The following is a 20,980-nucleotide window of genomic DNA, read 5'->3' as shown; positions in this document are numbered from 1 at the left end:
CTCTCTATGTTGCTCTCTTCAATTATTCATCACACACGAGGTGATTTTGTTCGCAGGCTTATTGCGATTGCACTGCCCATCACCTTGCAGAGCATTATGTTTTCAAGCCGAGGCTTGGTGGATGTATTGATGTTGGGCCAACTTGGCGAAGCAGACATCGCAGCTGTGGGGGTGGCGAGCCGAGCGATGTTCGTGACGACCATTATGCTGGTGGGTGTTACCACGGGCGGTGCTCTTCTTACTGCTCAATATTGGGGCGCGGGTAACAGACAAGGTGTGAGAGAAAGCACTGCGCTGACGTGGCTGGTGTCGACACTGTTTGCTTTACTGACTATCGCGTTTTTCGTTTCATTTCCTGCACAAATCATGGGCGTGACGACCGACTCTCAAGAGGTCATCAACTTAGGCGTTGAATACATCGTAATTACGTCATTTAGCATGCTAGCGGTATCGTGTGTCAGCAGTATGGCTGTGGGTTTGAGAGCGATGCACAAACCCGGGCTAAGTACATTTTTCAGCGGTATCGGCATCCTGTCTAACGTGTTCTTAAACTGGGTGCTGATCTTCGGTAACTTAGGCTTTCCTGCGCTTGGAATCAAAGGTGCGGCGATTGCGACGGTACTGAGTGGCGCGATTGAAGTCGCGACTTTGTTTGGTTATCTCTATTTCTCTAAGCATTTATTAGCATTTAAGTTTTGCGATATTAAAGCGGCAGCTTCGATTGATAAGGTGGTTCGCTTCTTGAAGCTGTCTCTGCCGACCACGTTTAACTTCTTAGCATGGGCGGGTGGTTTGTTTGCTTACCACGCGATCATGGGGCAATCGGGCGTTCAAGGTCTGGCTGCGCTATCGGTCATGACGCCGGTTGAATCTATCTCATTGAGTTTATTGATTGGCCTTTCGAATGCGGCAGCTGTTTTGGTGGGTAATCAACTTGGTGCGAAAAACAATGAAGCGGTTTACTATCAAGCGCTTGGCTTAACAATTTTGTGTTTCTTAACTAGTATTGTTGTAGCCGTTTTTCTCTATTTCGTTCAAACGCCAATACTTAATGCCTTTAGCGCACTGACGGAAGAAACCAGAGCCCTCTCAGAGAAGTTCATTCTGATCCTCTGTGTGGGTATTGTCATTCGCTCGGTGCCATTGACTGTGATCGTTGGGGTGTTGAGAGCGGGTGGTGATGTGAAGTTCTGCCTCTATCAAGATTTGATTGCTCAGTGGGTGATCGGTATCCCATTGGCAGCCATCGCGGCTATCTATTTTAAGTTTCCACCTGAGTGGGTATATCTGCTTTTCCTAACGGAAGAAGTCCTCAAGTGGGGCGGGTCGCTCTATCGCATGAAAACAAGAAAATGGATTAAAAACTTGATAGGAAGTTGAAGTAGGGCGCACCAATCGCATCACTTTATCGTTGGCGTGTGATCTATCTTTCAAAATACTTCCTCCTAACAGGGAATTAGTGTAGATTCTCCTTCCAAATTCTAACTAATGCGAGCTGTTTAATGTTAAAGCTGTCAGACCTATGTAAAGGCTATGTCGATGGGGGGGAGTTTCACCCTGTTTTGCAAGGTGCTGAATTAACATTAAACCAAGGTGACCAGCTGGCATTAATGGGAGAAAGCGGTTCAGGTAAAAGTACTTTACTGAATCTTATCGCGGGCTTAGACCTAGCGGACTCAGGTGAAATCGCTTTTCCTCACTTCAATATGCACGACTCAACCGAGCGTGACCGCACCGCTTATCGCAGAAACAACATTGGCCATATTTTTCAGCAATTCAACTTACTGCCAACGTTAAATATTGCCGATAACATCCGTTTTTGCCGCCAGTTAAAAGGCTTACCTGAAGACAAAGGTCTCTGGAGACAGATTCTCTCTGCTTTAGATCTTATGCCTTTACTTGGCCGTTACCCTGAAGAAGCGTCTGGTGGCCAACAACAACGTGCGGCCATTGCGCGTGCGCTGTATATGGAACCAAAAATATTGCTGGCCGATGAGCCGACCGGTAGTTTAGATGAGCGTAATGCAGAAGCGGTAATGCGTTTGCTGACCTCTTTGGCTCGTCAATTAGAATGTACGTTGCTGTTGGTAACACACAGTGAAAAAGTAGCTCTGCATATGGATGGTAGGATCCGTCTGCAAGGAGGGCAACTGCATGTTATGGCCCGTAGTTAAGGCACTACTCGGTCACTATCGACGTTACCCACTGCAGATTATTTTGGTATGGCTTGGTTTAACCCTCGGCGTATCACTTTTGGTTGGTGTTACTGCTATCAACCAACACGCCAAGCAAAGCTATGCGCATGGCGAAAAACTCTTTTCGAATCCTCTTCCTTACCGTATTCGACCAAAACACAACGCCAATAAAATCCCGCAAGGCTTTTATATCCAACTTCGCCGTGAAGGTTTTCAACAGTGTTCTCCTCTTGATCACCATCGTATCACTGATGAAAATGGCGCAAACTTCATGGTTGTCGGTATAGATCCTGTTTCTATGCTTCAGCTACAACCTGGTATAGCGTTAAAAGATCTCACCGCTTTGAACCTCATGAAGCCACCATATCCAATCCTTGTCAGTGATGATCTTGCTGAACACATGGAATGGCACAACGGTGATTACATCCCTTTGATGGATGGTTCTGAACTTGGTCCTGTGGTTGTTGATCAAAATAATATGATTAATGGTACAAGGTTGATTGCGGATATCTCCTTGCTCCGAATGCTTAAACGCAGTGCTGGGCTTTCAGTGATTGCTTGTTCAGACATGCCCACTGAGAAGTTTGAACGTCTTAAAAATATGTTACCTAATGGTTTGACGATCTCTCGTAGCTCTAAGGCAGAGCTTGAGTCGCTGACCAGTGCGTTCCACTTAAACCTAAAAGCGATGGGTATGCTGTCGTTTGTGGTTGGCCTATTCATTTTCTATCAGGCGATGTCGTTGTCATTTATTCAGCGCCAACCGTTAGTCGGAATCTTAAGACAAACAGGTGTATCGGGCTGGCAATTGGCTAAAGCGCTGTGCTTAGAATTGCTGATATTGGTCGTACTGAGCTGGATCTGCGGTAATGTATTCGGTGTCATGTTAGCCAACCAATTGTTACCAGCGGTATCTTCAAGCTTAGGCGACTTATACGACGCCAACGTTGGCTTAACGATTGACTGGAATTGGCGTTGGAGTGGTTACAGCTTACTGATGGCATTGATTGGTGCTTTCTTAGCGTGTGCGTGGCCACTGGTTCGTTTACTTAAGTCTCAACCGATTCGTCTGTCTTCTCGTTTGTCTTTGATGCGTTTTGCGGGTACCGAGTTCACTTGGCAAGCGTTGATTGGCTGTGGCTTCTTGGTTGCTGCTGTTGCTGTGTATCAAGCCCCTCAGACTCAAGAAACGGGTTTTGCGATTATCGCGCTAATGCTGATCAGTGTGGCGCTATTTACCCCGTTTTTGATGTGGAAGTTATTTAACAGCCTCTCTTATTCTTTGCGTTGGGTTCGCGCTCGCTGGTTCTTTGCTGATGCTGCTTCCAGTATGAGTTACCGTGGCGTGGCGACGATGGCGTTTATGTTGGCCTTAACAGCCAATATTGGTGTAGAAACCATGGTCGGTAGCTTTAGAGATACCACTGATAAATGGCTAACACAGCGTTTGGCTGCCGATCTGTATATCTACCCAACCAACAATGCCGCTGCTCGTATGAGTAATTGGTTATCCGACCAACCTGAAGTGGATTCGGTTTGGTGGCGTTGGGAGAAAGATGTGGCGTCTCCAGTTGGTAGTATTCAGGTGGTCAGTACGGGGCCTTCTGAAGGTGAGCTAGAAGCGCTGACGATCAAATTAGGTATTCCGAATTACTGGTATCACTTACATCACTCTAAAGGTGTGTTGATCAGTGAATCGATGTCTCTCAAGCTGGGGATTCGCCCTGGCGACTACATTGACCTCTATGACAGTCTCGGCTCTGGTTGGCAGGTTGTCGGTGTTTATTACGATTATGGTAACCCTTACCATCAAGTCATGATGTCGCATCGAAACTGGCTGTATGGGTTTGCAGGGCGGGGTAATGTCGGCCTTGGGGTAATACTCAAAGACGATGTGAATTCATTAGGGCTTCGCAGCCGATTAGAAAGCGTATTCAGGCTTGGCTCCGAGCGCGTTTTCGATAACAACAATATTCACAGTCAAGCAATGCGGGTGTTCGATAGGACGTTCGCGATTGCAGATACATTAGGTAACATCACCTTGGTTATCGCCGTCTTCGGTATTTTCTTTGCGACGGTTGCGGGAGAAGTGTCTCGCCAAAGGCATATTTCCTTGCAGCGCTGTTTGGGTGTCTCGGCGAAAGAGCTGATCCTGACAGGTAGTTTGCAGTTGTTTGTGTTTGGGCTTATTTCCTCCTTAATTGCGATTCCGCTCGGATTAGCGTTAGCGAGCCTAATTGTTGATATCGTGATAAAGCAGTCTTTTGGGTGGTCACTCGAGTTACAAGTGATTCCTTGGGACTATTTGCAGACATTTGCATGGGCCATGGCAGCATTGATGCTAGCTGGTGCTTTACCAGTGATGAGAATGATTCGGAACACTCCGATGAAGTCACTGAGGGATGCGCTTTAGTATGTTTTTACGGAATACTTCAACTAAGTTAAGACAACGAATTCTGTCTTCTCTGCTATTAATCAGTTTCTTCGGCATCTTTTTAAGTGTTTGGGGTTATTACTCCTATTTCATCGATCCTGGTGAAAAGGGCGTGAATGAAGTTAACTCAATATTGGTTAATGAACACTTCAATGTGTTCGAACCTGTTTTGCCAGACCGTAATGTTTCGCTACCACAAGATTTTAAGTTCCACCCAGAGTTTCAGCACGAGTGGTGGCATTACTTTGCATCTTTGAAAGGTGATGATGGTAAAGACTATTCGGTTCAGTGGAGTTTTTTTCGTATCGCAACGGACGAACGTGAAACACCGGGGTGGCAAAGCCCTCAAGTCTATATCTCAAATGTGGTGGCCTCTTCTAAGTCCAAAGTATGGAAAGAACAGCGCATGGCTCGTGGCGGTATTGGCCAAGCGGGAATGACTAATCGTCCATTCAGACTTTGGATTGATAACTGGAACTGGCGTGCACTCGGCAACACCCCATTCCCCGGGCGCCTTCAAGTGCAAACTGATACGTTTGGACTAGAACTCGACACCATTGCAAAAGGGCCCTATGTGCTCAACGGCGATAACGGTTATCAGAAAAAGCACGACTTATTACCTGTCGCGTCTTATAACTTCAGCGCTCCATTTTTATCGTTGAGCGGTGTGTTGAACCTAGACGGCGTTACCAAGGAAGTGGAAGGAACTGCGTGGGTACATAAAGAGTGGGGCAGTGGCTTACTTGGAGTGGGCCAACAAGGTTGGGATTGGTTTGTATTTAACCTCGATGACGGCACAGCGCTGAGCATTAACCGCTATCGTCATAACCAACAGTTGCCTTACATATTCGGGACATTAGCAACGCGCTCAGGCAAAGTTTACCAATTAGCGGAATCCGACATTTCCATTCAACCATTGCAAAATACAACGTTGATGAATGGAAGACGGATGCCTTTGCAGTGGATCATTAACGTCCCTAAGCACGATATCAACCTCACAACGCGTATTATACGCAGGGATATGTGGCTTCCATTTGTCATACCATATTGGGAAGGGCCGATTAAGGCGAGCGGGAGCCATGAAGCGACAGGCTTTATGCAGTTAACTGGCTACTAAAAAACACCTAAGGCTATAATTTGATAGCCTTTTTTTATGCCTGCGCCTTTTAGCGTCCCCCAATGAATTGTGCATACAGGTTCGATGATCTCATCTATACTTAATTCATGGTGCATAACAACATTATGGAATATACGACGTATTGTTTAGTATTTGTAGGAAAAACCGAAGTTAAACATCCGAAGAAGTGATTATCTATCAATTAAACTTGGATATAAACTCGTGGTTATTCTTTGTTATTCGTTTATTTAAATAATAAATATAAGGGCGAAATCATGACCGACGTCATCCGTGACTTCTTTAAAATGGAATCTGCTGGCGGCATCATACTAGTCATCGCTGCGGCGATCGCAATGTTTGTAGCAAACTCACCACTGAACGAAATGTACCAAGGTGTACTTCACAGTTACGTTCTTGGTATGTCTGTGTCTCACTGGATTAACGATGGCTTAATGGCTGTCTTCTTCCTTCTAATCGGCTTAGAAGTTAAGCGCGAACTTTTAGAAGGCGCATTAAAGTCTAAAGAGACAGCAATCTTCCCAGCTATCGCAGCTGTGGGTGGTATGCTAGCTCCTGCACTTATTTACGTGCTATTTAACTCAAGTAACCCAGAAGCGCTTCAAGGTTGGGCTATCCCAGCGGCAACTGATATTGCATTCGCATTAGGTATCATGGCGCTTCTTGGTAACCGTGTACCGGTTAGCTTGAAGGTGTTCCTATTGGCTTTAGCAATTATCGATGACCTTGGCGTTGTTGTTATCATTGCACTGTTCTACTCAGGCGACCTATCAACGCTTGCGTTAACGGTTGGTTTCATCGCAACTGGTGTGCTGTTCATGCTAAACAACAAGCATGTAACTAAGCTGAGTGTGTATCTCATTGTTGGTGCAATTCTGTGGTTTGCAGTATTGAAGTCTGGTGTTCATGCAACGCTGGCTGGTGTAGTGATTGGTTTTGCTATCCCACTGAAAGGCAATAAAGGTGAACATTCTCCGCTGAAGCATCTAGAACATGCTCTGCACCCATACGTCGCTTTTGCAATCTTGCCAGTCTTTGCTTTTGCAAACGCAGGTATCTCACTAGAAGGCATCTCAATTTCAAACCTTACAGGTATGCTACCGCTTGGTATTGCTATGGGTCTATTGATTGGTAAGCCACTGGGTATCTTCCTATTCAGCTGGGGTGCTGTGAAAACCGGCGTAGCTAAGCTTCCTGAAGGTGTGAACTTCATGAACATCTTCGCGGTATCTGTGTTGTGTGGTATTGGCTTTACGATGTCAATTTTTATCTCGTCACTGGCATTTGGTCCAACGAACGCAGATTTTGATACGCTTGCTCGATTAGGTATCCTTATGGGCTCAACGACTGCAGCTATCTTAGGTTACTTCCTGCTAAGTATTTCTCTACCGAAAACTAAGCATCAAGAAGTAAAACTATAATCGGTAGTCGGCTCGCTTAATAGGGAGCCTACTCACTGAGTAACAAGTCAACTTCTGAGTAGCAAGAAGAGTCACAGAGTCTCCCTCGACTTATGTGACGACAAAGAACAAAAAAGCCGTGATGGGCAACCCTATCACGGCTTTATTGATCTTATAACTAAGCTGCTGTTGTTCGACACTCGCTCTATGTCACATCTAGATCCACAGTGACAATGTCACGCTATTTTTCAAGCGTGGTAAATATGGTCCATTCCTCTACGATTTGTTCACTTAACCCTACCACCGTCGCTGTTACCTTACGGTTCAATGCGTGTGAAGTAGGGTCGTCGCCATCGCTTTCTAGGCGCTCTTCACCATAGCCGATAATTCGCACTCGCTCTGGTTCGATACCATTCGACAGTAACTCGTCTTGAACATTGTTTGCTCGTTTTTTTGATAGGTCTAAGTTGTACTCGTTAGAACCCACTTTACTCGCATAGCCTTGTATTTCAATCGAGGCACTTTTGTAGGTTTCAAGAAACTCTGCCATCGTGCTGATCTGGTCTGAGAAGATCGGGCTCACTTCAAATGAGTCATGAGCAAAGAGTATTTTTAGTTGTCTGACTTCTTCCGCAAGAATCGTTTCTCCACAACCATCATTGTCGACTTGTGATGTCTCAGGCGTACCTGGACAGATATCACGAGCGTTCACCACACCATCTCTATCATCGTCTTGCAGGTCTGCAATCTGTTCTGCTTCAGGTGTCTCGATATAAGCCTCTTCCTGCTGGTTTGAACAGGCAAATAAAGTCATCGTTAACACGGGAAGTAATAAGTAAGGTATTTTCATCATTAATACTCCACTGCCGTTGTCCACTCGTCTGGAATGTCGACCAGTAGAGCGTTCAATAGAGAGCCTGTCGCGTTCATTACACGGTATTTAGCGTACTGTTCAGAGTAATGCGCATCTAAGTAATCTTTGCGGGCTTCAAACAATTCGTTTTCAGTGTTAAGCAGATCCAGTAGCGTACGTTTACCGATTCGATATTGTTTCTCATAAGCGATAACGGTTTCTGACGCCGAATCCACGTGATCAGACAAGAAGTTCTTTTGTTGCAACGTCAGATCCAATGCACTCCAAGAGAGGCGAAGGCCTTCTTCAACTTGTCGATAAGCACGGTCTCTTAGATCTTTTGCTTTATTGAGTTGGTAAGCTGCAGCTTCTGAATTAGCACTATCGGTACCACCGTTGTAGAGGTTATATCGCATGCGTAGCATCGCGAGGGTCTCTTGACTTGAGCCTTCATCGCCACCTGCATCATCACGCCACGACTGAGAAGCCTCGATGGAGAAGGTAGGGTAGTTCACGCCCTTTGATTGTTTGTATTGGAAGTGGGCTGAATCGACATCTGCGTTTGCAACTTTGATCACTGGGTGTTGGTCTAATGCATCAACAATGGCGTCAGTTAACGACAAAGGAATTTTAGAAATATCGGCTCTTGGGTAAATTAAGCCTAGGGGTTCTTGACCCACCACTCGTCTAAACTGGGTGTGGGTATCGATCAAATTATTCTGTGCGGCCAACAAATTACCATGAGCCTTCGCAATCCTAGCTTCTACCTGCGATACATCAGCTGTCGAACCTATGCCTGAATTCGCTCGTTTCTTTATGTCTTTATAGATTTTCTTGTGTATTGAAAGATTACTTTCTGACAGTGCCAGCACTTCAGTGGCTTTCACTGCATCTAGATAGATTTGTGTTACCTCCAGCGCTTTGTCTTCGGCATCCGCGATCAATTGCAAACGTACCGACTCTGCTTCTGCGGCGGTACGATCAATGTCGTTCAGCGTCGCGGAACCATCCCACAGCAATTGAGTGAGGGAAATCGTCGCTTCCTTTCGTGTTAGATCCGTATCGGGGCCGTTATTTGGTGCAGGGTTTATGCCTTCGTAACCAATACCAGCATCAAGGTCGATACTCGGCCTATAAGCACCACCTGCGGCATCGTTTCGTTTTTGTACACTCACAAACTCATTAAAAATACTTTTTATCTCAGGATTCGTCGCCAAGGTAATGGCAACAGCCTGTTCTAAAGTCTGAGCAGAGAGTGGGGTTGCAATAGCTAAGCAACAGATGATGGGTAATTTAAACAGTCTCAAAGTAGGTCTCCTTCTACTTTTAAAAGCTCCCGCCTCCTCCCAACTAGCGTTTAACTACTTAATTGAGAAGGGTATTAAACGAAGCTTAGGACATCTGCTAGAAATTGCTAAGTTTGTTGGTTTTTTTTTTGAATGTAAGTCGCTATTGCTATTGACTAATTTTCAAAGTGCTTTATCTGAACTACTTTAGTGAGTTGATTATCAATAGTACCACTACTAAATTTATTGTAGGAAATAGCCACAGCGCAGAGTGGGATTGAATCCGCGTTTGGCGTGTTCTGGGCAGAAGTGGGAATATGGATATGGGAAATATCAACCTAAATATACTAGGTCTTGCTAGCGGGAGTGTAGTGCTCGACGCTCAAGGCCAGGTTAGACGTTTGTCTCCGGGCGAACAACCAGCCGCTAGCGACGTAATTATCAGTTTTGATACTAGTGAAGAGAGTTTACCAAGTGTTTCTGCACGTTTTGTAGATAACCAGGGCCAACAAAATCTGCTAGATACTGATGACGCGATCGCTCAAGTTCAGCGTGCTATTGAAGAGGGATTTGATCCAACGGAACTAGGAGATGAGTTTGATACTGCCGCTGGTGAGGAAGGTTCTAGTTTGACCAACAGCGGTAGGATTGAACGTACTGGGGCTGAAACTCAAGCTGCCACAAATTTTGAAACTGACGGGTTTGAGTCTCAAGGTCTGTCGGAAACTCAAAGTCTTGCTCTTTTTGATATTATCGCCTTTGCGCTTATTTCAGGTGAAACTAATGTTATTGAGTTTGAGCAGGATGAACCTATTGAAACTGGGGGCGCTTTAACGAGTGAAGACCCAGACGTTACCTTTATTGTTAAAGAGGTCGCTGGGGATAATGATCTCGGTACTTTTGTTGTAAACGAAGATGGTACTTGGACCTTCGTGGCCAACAGTCCTTATGATGAGCTTGCGGATGGTGAGCAAATTCAAGACTCGACGACAGTACAAACCTCCGATGGAGGCGAACAAGTCATTACAGTAACGATAATTGGTACTGATGATGTAGCTGTGGCTACTGATGACTCGGGCAGTGTGACTGAGGACATTGATGTAGATGAAATCACCAATCAATTAGTGACATCCGGTCAGATTGTGATTACAGATGTAGACAGCGACACTCCTACTTTTTCAGCTGACGGTGAGTTTAACCTCGTAGGTTCAACAAACGAATCACAGCTAGGTGTATTGAGCATCGACCCTGATGGTGCTTGGACTTACGTAGTTAACAACGATGACGTTCAGTACTTGGATGACGATGAGTTCGTTACTGAAGTTTATACTGTGACAGCAAGTGACGGTACTACGAGTGAGGTGATCATCACTATTAACGGTGCCGATGACCCATCTGATATAACCGTAGGTGAAGGTGATTCAGACACTGGTGAAGTGACTGAGGATGTTAATGTTGACCAAGAGAGCAACAACTTAATTACTTCTGGGACACTAACGATCACCGATGTTGACGATAACGACGTCGCTGCTTTTCAACCAAACGGTGTGTTTAATCCAGAAGGCTCAACCAATGATACCGCGTTGGGTATGTTGACCATTACCGACGATGGTGAATGGACGTACGTTGTAGATAACGATGAAGTGCAATATCTTGATGACGATGAGTTCGTTACCGAGGTTTATACAGTTACTGCGATTGACGGAACCACAAGTGAAGTGACCATCACCATCAACGGTGCCGATGATCCGTCAGAGATTACTGTTGGTGAAGGTGATTCTGACATGGGTGAAGTGACGGAAGATGTCGATGTCGATCCTGAAAGCAATGACTTGATGGCGACAGGAACATTGACGATCACTGATGTTGATGCCAATGATGTCGCTGCTTTTGAACCCAACGGAACGTTTAATCCGGAAGGTTCGACCAATGATACCGCGTTGGGTATGTTGACCATAACCGATGATGGAGCATGGACTTACGTCGTGGACAACGATGATGTGCAATACCTTGACGACGATGAGGTCGTCACTGAGGTTTACACGGTTACTGCTATTGACGGAACCACAAGTGAAGTAACCATAACCATCAACGGTGCCGATGATCCATCCGAGATTACCGTTGGTGAAGGTGACTCTGATATGGGTGAGGTGACGGAAGATGTCGATGTCGATCCAGAAAGCAACGACTTGATGGCGACGGGAACACTGACGATTACTGATGTTGATGCTAACGATGTCGCTGCTTTTGAACCCAACGGAACGTTTAATCCAGAAGGCTCAACCAATGAGACCGCGTTAGGTATGTTGACCATAACCGATGATGGCGAATGGACGTACGTTGTAGATAACGATGATGTGCAATATCTTGATGACGATGAGTTCGTTACTGAGGTTTACACGGTTACTGCGATTGACGGAACCACAAGCGAAGTGACCATCACCATCAATGGTGCCGATGATCCATCTGAGATTACCGTTGGTGAAGGTGATTCTGACCTGGGTGAGGTGACGGAAGATGTTAATGTCGATCCTGATACTAACGAACTTTCAGCGTCAGGTACTTTAACGATTACTGATGTCGACACGAGTGACATGCCCGCCTTTAAACCTAATGGTGTGTTTACCCCTATTGGGTCTACTTATGCACTTGCTTTGGGTATGTTAACGATTACTCCAGAGGGCGCATGGAGTTATGTCGTTGATAACGATGCGGTTCAATACTTGAATGATGATGACACGGTTATTGAAAGATATGTGGTAACCGCGATCGATGGTGTAGAGCATGTTATCGAGATAACAATCAATGGTGTCAATGACGCACCTGAAGCGACCAGCTTTACGGTCGTTAATGATGAGGACGCGATTATACCTATTCTCTTCGATTCTGAAGATGGCGGCATGCCTGATTACATCTCAGATATAGAAGATGACCATGACGACATTCCACTTAATATTCGAATCGAAAGTTTGCCAACCAACGGCAGCCTCTTGTATACCGACGAAAATGGCGTCACGAGAGAAATTGTACAGTCTGATGTTGATAACGGTGAGTTGTTTGTTCCGAACAATATCAGCTTCGTTGCCGGGCCTGGAGAAATGTTTGAAATGGGCTTTAGTGGCGATCCAGACGATATGCCAGATCTCGTTGATGGTTTCTATAATTGGGGTGTCGCGGTATCACCAACCGAAAGGCTAATTACCTTAGCTAACGGAAATACCATTACGCTATCGATTGACGACAATAACGACAAACCCCTACAGCAGTATCAAGGTGAACAGCCTCATGTTGGTTATGGGATTGGTGATACTGATGGTAAAGGTATGAACATGCAGGAGACCTTGATCATCGACTTTACCAACAACCCACTTGATGTTGTTCATTTTGGATTAGATGGGTTGGGCGGAGAGTTCAATACGAATAGCAGTGTACATATTGAAGTGATTTATACCTTTGCTGACGGGACAACAGCTAGCGAGCAATACCAAAAAGATGAAGGCGATACAGGCAACCAACAGATCTTGTACGAGTTCAGCTACTCGTCACCAAGTAATCCGATTGTTGGTATGGAGCTTTCATCTTCCGGTGGTAATTGGGAGTTGCGTTACGTACAAGGTAATGAAGCTGTAACCGATGACCCTCAATTTGACTATGTCGCAGTAGATTCAAATGGCGCTGAAAGTACAGTCGAAACGGTGACGGTTGATATTGAAGAACCACAACAATATAACGTGACTAGTGCTGCGAGTAACGAGCCTTTATTTGCGGGCTCTGGGAATGATCTGCTTATTGGTGATAGCGATGACAATATTTTCACCTGGTTAGACTCTGCACTCGATAATGGTACAGACATCATTAAAGACTTTGAGCTTTATACCAATGGCTCTGGTGATTTGATCGACCTAAATGATCTGATTGAAGATCCACAAGACGAAACTCAAATGGCCGAGCTTCTTGATATGATCGAAGTGTCGGTCGATGGCGAAGACATCGCTTTGTCTATTCCAATCAATGGTGGAGACGACGTTCAAACAATCGTGATAGAAGGGATCACTACGGAAATGGGTGCTTCAGTTGACCTTGGTAATGATCTCGCAATATTGGGAGAGCTTATTAAAAACGATGCAGCTTAATAGGCATCGTGGAATGCTCCATAGCTTGACGTAATGAAAGCTCTCGGTTTCGGGGGCTTTTTGCGCTCAGGAGTAGCCGAAGAAAAATTACCTGAATCATAGGCAAAAAAAAGCCCAAACCAACGTGGTTTGGGCGGATACAAGTATAGGAGTTAATAAGGAAAATGCAGTAATTAAGAAAGCAGTGAGAAGAACAAGTTTGACGGCCTGTTAAACTTCTAAATACGCTGTTTTCTATATAATTTATGACCCACCATTTCCATTTCAGTTCCAAGAAAATTCATTATTTTTTTCTTTTTTTGTAAACACACAGCGATTCAATCGGTTAGTGCTGAGTTTTATTAACTGGTACGACCAATTTGTGAAAATGTGATGTTGCTTGCTTGTTAAATAAATGTACTAAGCGTATATTTCAAACAGTTGTTTAATACGAGTGATTGAAATGGCACCAAGAAGTACAACCAAAGACAAAATCTTAGATGTGGCTGAAGGCTTATTTGCTGAGCACGGTTTTAATGACACCTCTTTACGCACGATTACGAGTAAAGCGAATGTCAACTTAGCTTCAGTGAACTATCACTTTGGCGATAAGAAGACTCTGGTTCGTGCGGTACTCAATCGTTACTTAGAAGCATTTATGCCAGCACTGCAAGATGCATTAGTGAACTTAAACTTGAACGAAACGTATTCTATGAGTGACGTGTTTGAGTCTCTGAGACAGCCACTAAGAGCACTTAATGATGTTAGGCCAAATGGTACAAGCCGGTTCATGTTACTTATCGGCAGAGGCTATACAGATGTGCAAGGACACTTGCGTTGGTTCATTACTACCCGTTATAGCGAAGTACTTTCTTTGTTTACAACGTCAGTAATGAAGGCGAATCCGAACCTCACTCAAGAACAGTTATTTTGGCGATTACACTTCACCCTAGGGACTTGTGTATTCACCATGGCATCAAGTCAGGCTCTGGTAGAAATTGCAGAGAATGACTATGACAGAAAGATAGATGCTAAGGCAGTGGTCGATATTCTTATTCCATATTTAGCCGCTGGCATGTCAGCAGAAGAATAAAACAATAAAAAGCGAAACATTCACAACCAATATAGTGAACAAAAGGATCTGAACTATGAGCTCTCTAAGACAAAAATGGGTAAGTGACCCAGCTTTTAAACTCTTTAAAAAAGTACTACCACCACTATCTAGCACCGAGAAAGAAGCGATGGAAGCGGGTAGCGTGTGGTGGGACGGAGAGCTGTTTTCTGGTAAACCAGATTTCACTAAGCTGCATCAATACCCAAAACCTCAGCTGACAGCAGAAGAGCAATCGTTCATGGATAATGAGCTTGAAACCTTGCTCGCTATGCTTGATGACCACCAAATTGTAAAAGAAGATCGAGACCTTCCTGAAGAGGTGTGGAACTTCTTACGCAAAGAGCGTTTCTTTTCGCTAATTATTGCGAAAGAGTATGGCGGTCGTGAATTCTCAGCACACGCTAACTCAACTATCGTAACTAAGATTGCGACTCGCAGTATCAGTACTGCGGTTTCAGTAATGGTTCCAAACTCTCTTGGTCCTGGTGAGCTGCTGTCTCACTACGGCACTCAAGACCAAAAAGACTACTGGCTACCTCGTCTTGCTGACGGTACAGATATCCCATGTTTCGCACTAACAGGCCCAGAAGCGGGTTCTGATGCGGGTGGTATCCCTGATGTCGGTACTGTGTGCATGGGCATGCACGAAGGTAAAGAGACGCTAGGTATCAAGCTTAACTGGAACAAACGCTACATTACACTAGCACCAGTGGCGACGGTACTTGGTCTGGCTTTCAAACTGCACGATCCAGAAAAGCTACTGGGTGACAAAGAAGACATTGGCATCACTTGTGCGCTAATCCCGGCTGACCACGAAGGTGTTGTGATTGGTGAGCGTCATGACCCACTTGGTCTTGCGTTTATGAATGGTCCAACACGCGGTCACGATGTATTTATTCCTATGGAATGGTTAATCGGTGGTGCCGATTACGCAGGTAAAGGCTGGCGTATGCTGGTGGAATGTCTGTCTGCAGGTCGTGGTATCTCATTACCCGCACTTGGCACGGCGATGGGCCACCTAACGGCGAAAACGACCGGCGCATACGCTTATGTTCGTAAGCAGTTCGGTATGTCGATTGGTAAGTTTGAAGGAGTTGCAGAGAGTTTAGGTCGTATTGGTGGCTTAACGTATCTACTAGAAGCGACTCGTACACTAACAACTACTTCACTCGATATGAAAGAGAAGCCGGGTATCGTTACGGCTATCGCGAAATATCACATGACAGAAATGGCGCGTACTATCCTGAATGATTCAATGGATATCCACTCTGGTCGTGCAATTCAAGATGGTCCAATGAACTACTTAGCTGCGCCTTACCTAGGTATTCCAGTTGCTATCACAGTAGAAGGTGCGAACATCTTAACTCGCAACCTGATGATCTTCGGTCAAGGTGCGACACGTTGTCACCCATACGTGCTAAGCGAAATGGAAGCGGCAGCAAACCCAGATGAGAAGCAAGGTGCGAAGGATTTCGATAACTTGTTGTTCAAGCATATCTCTCACGCAACTAAGAACACGTTTGGTGCGTTCGGTGCGGCATTGACAGGCTCTAAGTTCATTAAAGCGGATATGAGCGGTCCAACGAAGCCTTACTACCAAGACTTAACTCGCTTGAGCCGTGCGCTTGCAGTGAGTGCGGATTTCGCAATGCTTACACTAGGTGGCGAACTGAAACGTAAAGAGCTTATCTCTGCACGTCTAGGTGATGGTCTAAGTTACCTATACATGGCGTCTGCAGCGCTTAAGAAGTATGAAGATGAAGGTCGTCAACAAGCTGACCTAGACTACGTACACTACGCGGTTCAACACTGTTTCCATAACGCGGCTAAATCGCTACAAGAAGCGTACAGAAACTTCCCGAACAAGATGGTAGGTAAAGTACTTAAAGGTCTAGTTTTCCCTGTCGGTAACCACTTTGAAAAACCAAGTGATAATCTAACGGTACAACTGGCAGAAAGCTTGATGACTCCGGGTGCACACCGTGAACGTCTAACTCACCTTTGCTACATAGGCAAAGAAGAAGAGGATAGTGTTGGCCTAATGGAGAATGCGTTCAATGCGATGTACAGCATCAAGCCTCTCGAACGTAAGATCTTCAAAGCAGTGAAAGAGGGCAAAGTGGCTCGTAAAGGTCTATTGCAAGATAAACTTGCTCAAGCACTGGCGGCAGATGTTCTTACTCAAGACGAAGTTGACCAAATCATTGCAGCAGACAAACTTCGCTACGCAGCGATTCAAGTTGACCACTTCAGTCATGATTACAGTGAAACTTTGACGCGAAAAGAGTTAAAACCTAAGCTAAATAGCGTTGCTTAGATAAAGAAATGACAAAAGGCACCTTATTAGGTGCCTTTTTTTGTTTTTGTCGTAGAAGTTGCAATAGAGGCGTTAACAAATGGTGACTTAGTCAGCAAATATTCACTGAGTGCTCCAACCACTTGCATTTTCGCCACATTTTTACAGAAATTAGATGCCATTTGCGTACGAAACTTTTATCCTTAACCTGATTTTTTAAGGAAGTTGAATATGATCATCAAACCTCGAATTCGCGGATTCATCTGTACTACAACACATCCAGTCGGTTGTGAAGCTAATGTAAAAGAACAAATTGCTTACACAAAAGCTCAAGGCCCAATCGCAAACGCACCTAAACGTGTACTAGTTGTTGGCTCTTCAAGTGGCTACGGCTTGTCTTCACGTATTGCGGCTGCATTTGGTGGCGGCGCTTCAACTATCGGTGTTTTCTTTGAGAAAGCCGGTACTGAGAAAAAGCCTGGCACAGCTGGTTTCTACAACTCAGCAGCGTTCGACAAGTTTGCTAAAGAAGAAGGCCTATATTCAAAAAGCCTGAACGGCGATGCTTTCTCTAACGAGGCGAAACAGAAAACAATTGACCTGATCAAAGAAGATCTAGGCCAAATCGATATGGTTGTATACTCACTGGCGTCTCCAGTGCGTAAAATGCCAGAGACTGGCGAAGTAATTCGTTCATCTCTAAAGCCTATCGGTGAAACGTACACGTCAACTGCGGTTGATACGAACAAAGACACAATCATCGAAGCAAGCGTAGAGCCTGCAACTGAAGAAGAGATCAAAGACACTGTTACTGTAATGGGCGGTGAAGATTGGGAACTTTGGATCAATGCTCTTTCTGAAGCTGGTGTTCTAGCGGACGGTTGTAAGACGGTTGCTTACAGCTACATCGGTACTGAACTAACGTGGCCAATCTACTGGGATGGCGCACTAGGTAAAGCTAAGATGGATCTAGACCGTGCAGCGACAGCGCTGAACGAGAAGCTAGGCCAAACTGGCGGTACTGCAAACGTTGCTGTTCTTAAGTCTGTAGTGACTCAAGCAAGTTCTGCAATCCCTGTAATGCCTCTTTACATCGCTATGGTGTTCAAGAAGATGCGTGAAGAAGGTATTCACGAAGGTTGTATGGAACAGATCTTCCGTATGTTCAGCCAACGTCTATACAAAGAAGACGGCAGCGCGCCAGAAGTGGATGAAGTGAACCGTCTACGTCTAGATGACCTTGAGCTTCGCGAAGACATTCAAGATCACTGTCGTAACCTATGGCCTCAAATCACAACTGAGAACCTAAAAGAACTGACTGACTACGTAGAGTACAAAGAAGAGTTCTTGAAGCTATTTGGTTTCGGTGTTGAAGGTGTTGATTACGAAGCTGACGTTAACCCAGCTGTTGAATTTGATGTAGCTGACATCTAATTCAAGTTATCGAATCTAAACGAAATAGGCGCTCATTGAGCGCCTATTTTTTTGTCTGCTATTTGGTTCAAGAGATTAAGAGCAGATATGGGATTCGAGTGGCGGGATGCGAAGAGATTTAAGAGCGGATACGGCTACCGCGATTCGAAGGGGGACAAGAGTAGAAATAAGGGATGAAGAGAGTTAAGAGCAGGAGTGGGGAAGAAGGCTTGAACCGCTTAAAACAGGTTATAAAAAATGCACTAACCCAAAGTGAATTAGTGCATTCGAAATATCTAAGCTTGGCTGCTTTTAATGCAGCAGATGCTAGCTAATTATGATGATGAAAGTACCTGCTAAGGTCATCAATATATTGGCTATCGCATAAGTACCCGCATAACCCAGAGCCGGAATCGTTGAGCGAGCGTGGTCATTTACGATGTCCATCGCTGGAGCGCAAGTTCGCGCGCCAATGATTGCACCGAACAACAAAGCTCGGTTCATCTTCAATACGTAAGCGCCAACCAAGTAAGCGAAGAATACTGGCAGCACACTCACTACTAGGGCAATACCTATTACCTGTGGGCCAACTTGGGTTAAGTGCTCAAATATCTTACCACCGGCGCTCAAGCCGATACCGACCATAAAGAACATCAAACCGAGGTCTTTGACCATGTTCAGAGCACCTTGAGGCACATAACCGAAAGTAGGGTGGTTCGCTCGTAGGAAACCAAGCATGATGCCCGATAGAAGCAGGCCAACCGCGTTACCTAGCCCAAACGATACCTGACCGAATGTCATGGTGATCAAACCAAACAAAATACCCAAAATGAAGAAGCTACAGAAGGCCATCAAATCCGCCATTTGGCTGTGGATTGAGATGAAACCAATTTTCTCAGCTAGGCCGTGCACTCGACTCTTTTCACCACTCACCTGTAGGACGTCACCTTTAGAAAGCACGATGTTTAAGTCCATCGGCATTTCAATCTGAGCACGTACTACGCGGTTAAGGAAACAGCCGTATTCAGACAGGTTTAAGTCTGATAGGCGCTTACCTGCGATACTGTCACTCTTAACGACGATCTCTTCTTCCACGATACGCAGATCGAGAAGGTTACGGTCGAAAACTTCTTTACCGTTACGGAAGCTTGGGTCTAGACGAGCGTGGCTATCTGGGAAACCAACCAATGCGATCTCATCGCCTTCTTGCAGAATTGCATCACCATCTGGATGGGCAAGAATACCATTACGTCGAATACGCTCGATGTAACAGCCTGTTTGGCGATAGATGCCCAGTTCACGCAGATTCTTACCGTCAGTCCAAGAGATGAGCTCTGGTCCCACTCGATAAGCACGAATAATGGGCAAGTAAACCTTACGCTGACCTGAAGCGCCTAACCCACGTTCTTGGGCGATTTGCTCTGCCGAGTCGTGTAGGTTCACTTTTTGAAGTTTTGGAATCAAGCGAGCAAACATAATCATACTGATTAAGCCAACCAAGTAAGCCATCGCGTAACCGACTGAAAGGTTTTCGATAATCAGGCTCAAGTCCATGTTTCTTGGTAATTCTGCAAGCCCAGAATTCAGAGCATCTTGAGCACCTACCAATATCGGCGTTGCTGTTAAGGCACCTGCCATCATGCCTGCAGATAAACCAAAGCCTAGGCCAAGGTAATGACTACTGAAATAGGTTAGGGCAATTGCGGTAGAAAGTACCACAAGGCTCAGAATGAGGTAGTGCTTACCGTCTCTAAAGAAGATACCGAAGAAGTTTGGTCCAGCTTCAATGCCAACACAGTAGATGAACAGCATGAAACCAATGGTGAGCGCATCTGCGTTAAAAGAAAAGCCAAGATGTCCCATGATAAGGGAAGTAATCAAAACACCGATTGAATTACCAAGTTGGAGGCTACCGAAACGAATTTTACCAATGGCTAATCCAATCGATAAAACAACAAAGATGAGGAGAATGGGGTTTTGTTCTAACAGAAAAACAACGTCGATATTCACGGTGGTCGCTCAATAATTGGCGTGGAACACAGGGTAAGTTTGAGAGGTGAATTGTATCTAAATATAAATAAATTATAAGCAATATTTTGTTAATTTACTTGATTTTGACCTTATTCTTATTCCGTATGAAAACTGGTCATAAAAAAGCCCGCTACAGTGAGCGGGCTTTCTATAAATCGTACAGTCTAACGCCTAAATGGGTCAGCTGTTTAAGGCTTTAGCCCTGATTCTCGTTTGAGAAATCCTAGCTTAGTCGAAAAGACCTAGGTTTTCTTTTGCGTATGCTTCAAATTCTGTGCAGCCGCCGATGTGGTCTTGGTCGATGAAGATTTGTGGAACTGTATCGACAGGTTTACCAACAGTCTTCTCTAGATCAGCTTTGCTGATACCTTCAGCGTGGATGTCAACGTAACGGTAGTTGAAGTCATCGCGTTTAGCTTTAAGAGTTTCAGCATGCTCTTTTGCACGAACACAGAATGGGCAAGCAGGGCGACCAAAAATAACTACAAACATTTAATTTCTCCTAAATACGGGATGAGGCTCGTTAACTCGATTATGTTAACTATTCTTTAGTGAATGCCACTCAAAATTTCATAAAACCAACTATGCCTCAATGCCATGGGGAAATAAAGATGGAATTACCTCTTAATACAATAGGTTTTGTCTATCAGAGCAAATAATGGTCACAAAAAGGATCCATGCTGATTTCTGATGGGTATTCAGATTGATTAC

13 protein-coding genes are annotated in these 20,980 nt (G+C 44.9%); 9 read left to right on the top strand and 4 right to left on the bottom strand.

The window, feature by feature from the left end; genetic code table 11:
• The first annotated feature begins 6 nt into the window (after positions 1-6).
• The 5 genes from AB4154_RS04770 to nhaA all read left to right on the top strand — a co-directional run bounded on the left by AB4154_RS04770 (position 7) and on the right by nhaA (position 7,185).
• Positions 7-1,380 (top strand): MATE family efflux transporter, encoded by a 1,374-nt coding sequence (locus tag AB4154_RS04770; RefSeq protein ID WP_017060384.1) that lies wholly within the window; start codon positions 7-9, stop codon positions 1,378-1,380.
• A gap of 122 nt (positions 1,381-1,502) precedes the next feature.
• Entirely contained in the window at positions 1,503-2,174 is a 672-nt protein-coding gene (locus AB4154_RS04765; protein WP_017060385.1) for an ABC transporter ATP-binding protein, read from the top strand.
• Positions 2,155-4,608 carry an ABC transporter permease gene (locus tag AB4154_RS04760; protein WP_372122363.1) on the top strand — a complete coding sequence of 818 codons (2,454 nt, stop codon included), beginning with the start codon at positions 2,155-2,157 and terminating at the stop codon, positions 4,606-4,608. Before AB4154_RS04765 ends, AB4154_RS04760 begins: the two co-directional genes overlap by 20 nt.
• Entirely contained in the window at positions 4,598-5,746 is a 1,149-nt protein-coding gene (locus AB4154_RS04755) for a lipocalin-like domain-containing protein (protein ID WP_372122361.1), read from the top strand. The genes AB4154_RS04760 and AB4154_RS04755 overlap by 11 nt, the downstream gene beginning before the upstream one ends.
• A gap of 275 nt (positions 5,747-6,021) precedes the next feature.
• Positions 6,022-7,185, top strand: coding sequence for a Na+/H+ antiporter NhaA (nhaA, locus tag AB4154_RS04750; protein WP_372122359.1), 1,164 nt, complete (start codon positions 6,022-6,024; stop codon positions 7,183-7,185).
• 220 nt (positions 7,186-7,405) lie between these two features.
• Here nhaA and AB4154_RS04745 read toward each other — a convergent pair whose 3' ends face one another.
• Complete coding sequence (locus tag AB4154_RS04745) at positions 7,406-8,017, bottom strand: OmpA family protein (RefSeq protein WP_372122357.1); 612 nt, start codon at positions 8,015-8,017, stop codon at positions 7,406-7,408.
• Positions 8,017-9,324: a TolC family outer membrane protein gene (locus tag AB4154_RS04740; RefSeq protein WP_372122355.1), complete on the bottom strand. Its 1,308-nt coding sequence runs from the start codon at positions 9,322-9,324 to the stop codon at positions 8,017-8,019. Before AB4154_RS04740 ends, AB4154_RS04745 begins: the two co-directional genes overlap by 1 nt.
• Before the next feature lie 302 nt (positions 9,325-9,626).
• Between AB4154_RS04740 and AB4154_RS04735 the strand changes: the two genes are divergently transcribed.
• The 4 genes from AB4154_RS04735 (at position 9,627) to fabV (ending at position 18,259) form a co-directional block, all read left to right on the top strand.
• Complete coding sequence (locus AB4154_RS04735; protein ID WP_372122354.1) at positions 9,627-13,436, top strand: VCBS domain-containing protein; 3,810 nt, start codon at positions 9,627-9,629, stop codon at positions 13,434-13,436.
• A gap of 442 nt (positions 13,437-13,878) precedes the next feature.
• Complete coding sequence (locus AB4154_RS04730) at positions 13,879-14,508, top strand: TetR/AcrR family transcriptional regulator (protein WP_017065403.1); 630 nt, start codon at positions 13,879-13,881, stop codon at positions 14,506-14,508.
• 55 nt (positions 14,509-14,563) lie between these two features.
• Positions 14,564-16,846, top strand: coding sequence for an acyl-CoA dehydrogenase (locus AB4154_RS04725; protein ID WP_017071963.1), 2,283 nt, complete (start codon positions 14,564-14,566; stop codon positions 16,844-16,846).
• A 210-nt stretch (positions 16,847-17,056) separates the two neighbouring features.
• On the top strand, positions 17,057-18,259 hold the full coding sequence (fabV, locus tag AB4154_RS04720; protein ID WP_017065406.1) for an enoyl-ACP reductase FabV: 1,203 nt from the start codon (positions 17,057-17,059) through the stop codon (positions 18,257-18,259).
• A gap of 306 nt (positions 18,260-18,565) precedes the next feature.
• On the opposite strand, the gene AB4154_RS04715 is transcribed toward fabV, so the two are convergent.
• Together AB4154_RS04715 and AB4154_RS04710 are read right to left on the bottom strand one after the other, a co-directional pair.
• Positions 18,566-20,248: an aspartate:alanine antiporter gene (locus AB4154_RS04715; protein ID WP_017060395.1), complete on the bottom strand. Its 1,683-nt coding sequence runs from the start codon at positions 20,246-20,248 to the stop codon at positions 18,566-18,568.
• 249 nt (positions 20,249-20,497) lie between these two features.
• Complete coding sequence (locus tag AB4154_RS04710; RefSeq protein ID WP_009847069.1) at positions 20,498-20,761, bottom strand: GrxA family glutaredoxin; 264 nt, start codon at positions 20,759-20,761, stop codon at positions 20,498-20,500.
• Positions 20,762-20,980: the final 219 nt, after the last annotated feature.

The organism is Vibrio sp. 10N.286.51.B11 (assembly GCF_041469245.1).
Classification (GTDB): Bacteria; Pseudomonadota; Gammaproteobacteria; order Enterobacterales; family Vibrionaceae; genus Vibrio; species Vibrio crassostreae_C.
This window is presented reverse-complemented; position numbering and strand designations above follow the sequence as displayed.

What these genes read in the sequence shown, in the direction of transcription:
- AB4154_RS04770 (WP_017060384.1), top strand. Translation starts at nt 7, where the DNA reads ATGTTGCTCTCTTCAATTATTCATCACACACGAGGTGATTTTGTTCGC.
- AB4154_RS04765 (WP_017060385.1), top strand. Translation starts at nt 1,503, where the DNA reads ATGTTAAAGCTGTCAGACCTATGTAAAGGCTATGTCGATGGGGGGGAG.
- AB4154_RS04760 (WP_372122363.1), top strand. Translation starts at nt 2,155, where the DNA reads ATGTTATGGCCCGTAGTTAAGGCACTACTCGGTCACTATCGACGTTAC.
- AB4154_RS04755 (WP_372122361.1), top strand. Translation starts at nt 4,598, where the DNA reads ATGCGCTTTAGTATGTTTTTACGGAATACTTCAACTAAGTTAAGACAA.
- nhaA (WP_372122359.1), top strand. Translation starts at nt 6,022, where the DNA reads ATGACCGACGTCATCCGTGACTTCTTTAAAATGGAATCTGCTGGCGGC.
- AB4154_RS04745 (WP_372122357.1), bottom strand. Translation starts at nt 8,017, where the DNA reads ATGATGAAAATACCTTACTTATTACTTCCCGTGTTAACGATGACTTTA.
- AB4154_RS04735 (WP_372122354.1), top strand. Translation starts at nt 9,627, where the DNA reads ATGGGAAATATCAACCTAAATATACTAGGTCTTGCTAGCGGGAGTGTA.
- AB4154_RS04730 (WP_017065403.1), top strand. Translation starts at nt 13,879, where the DNA reads ATGGCACCAAGAAGTACAACCAAAGACAAAATCTTAGATGTGGCTGAA.
- AB4154_RS04725 (WP_017071963.1), top strand. Translation starts at nt 14,564, where the DNA reads ATGAGCTCTCTAAGACAAAAATGGGTAAGTGACCCAGCTTTTAAACTC.
- fabV (WP_017065406.1), top strand. Translation starts at nt 17,057, where the DNA reads ATGATCATCAAACCTCGAATTCGCGGATTCATCTGTACTACAACACAT.
- AB4154_RS04710 (WP_009847069.1), bottom strand. Translation starts at nt 20,761, where the DNA reads ATGTTTGTAGTTATTTTTGGTCGCCCTGCTTGCCCATTCTGTGTTCGT.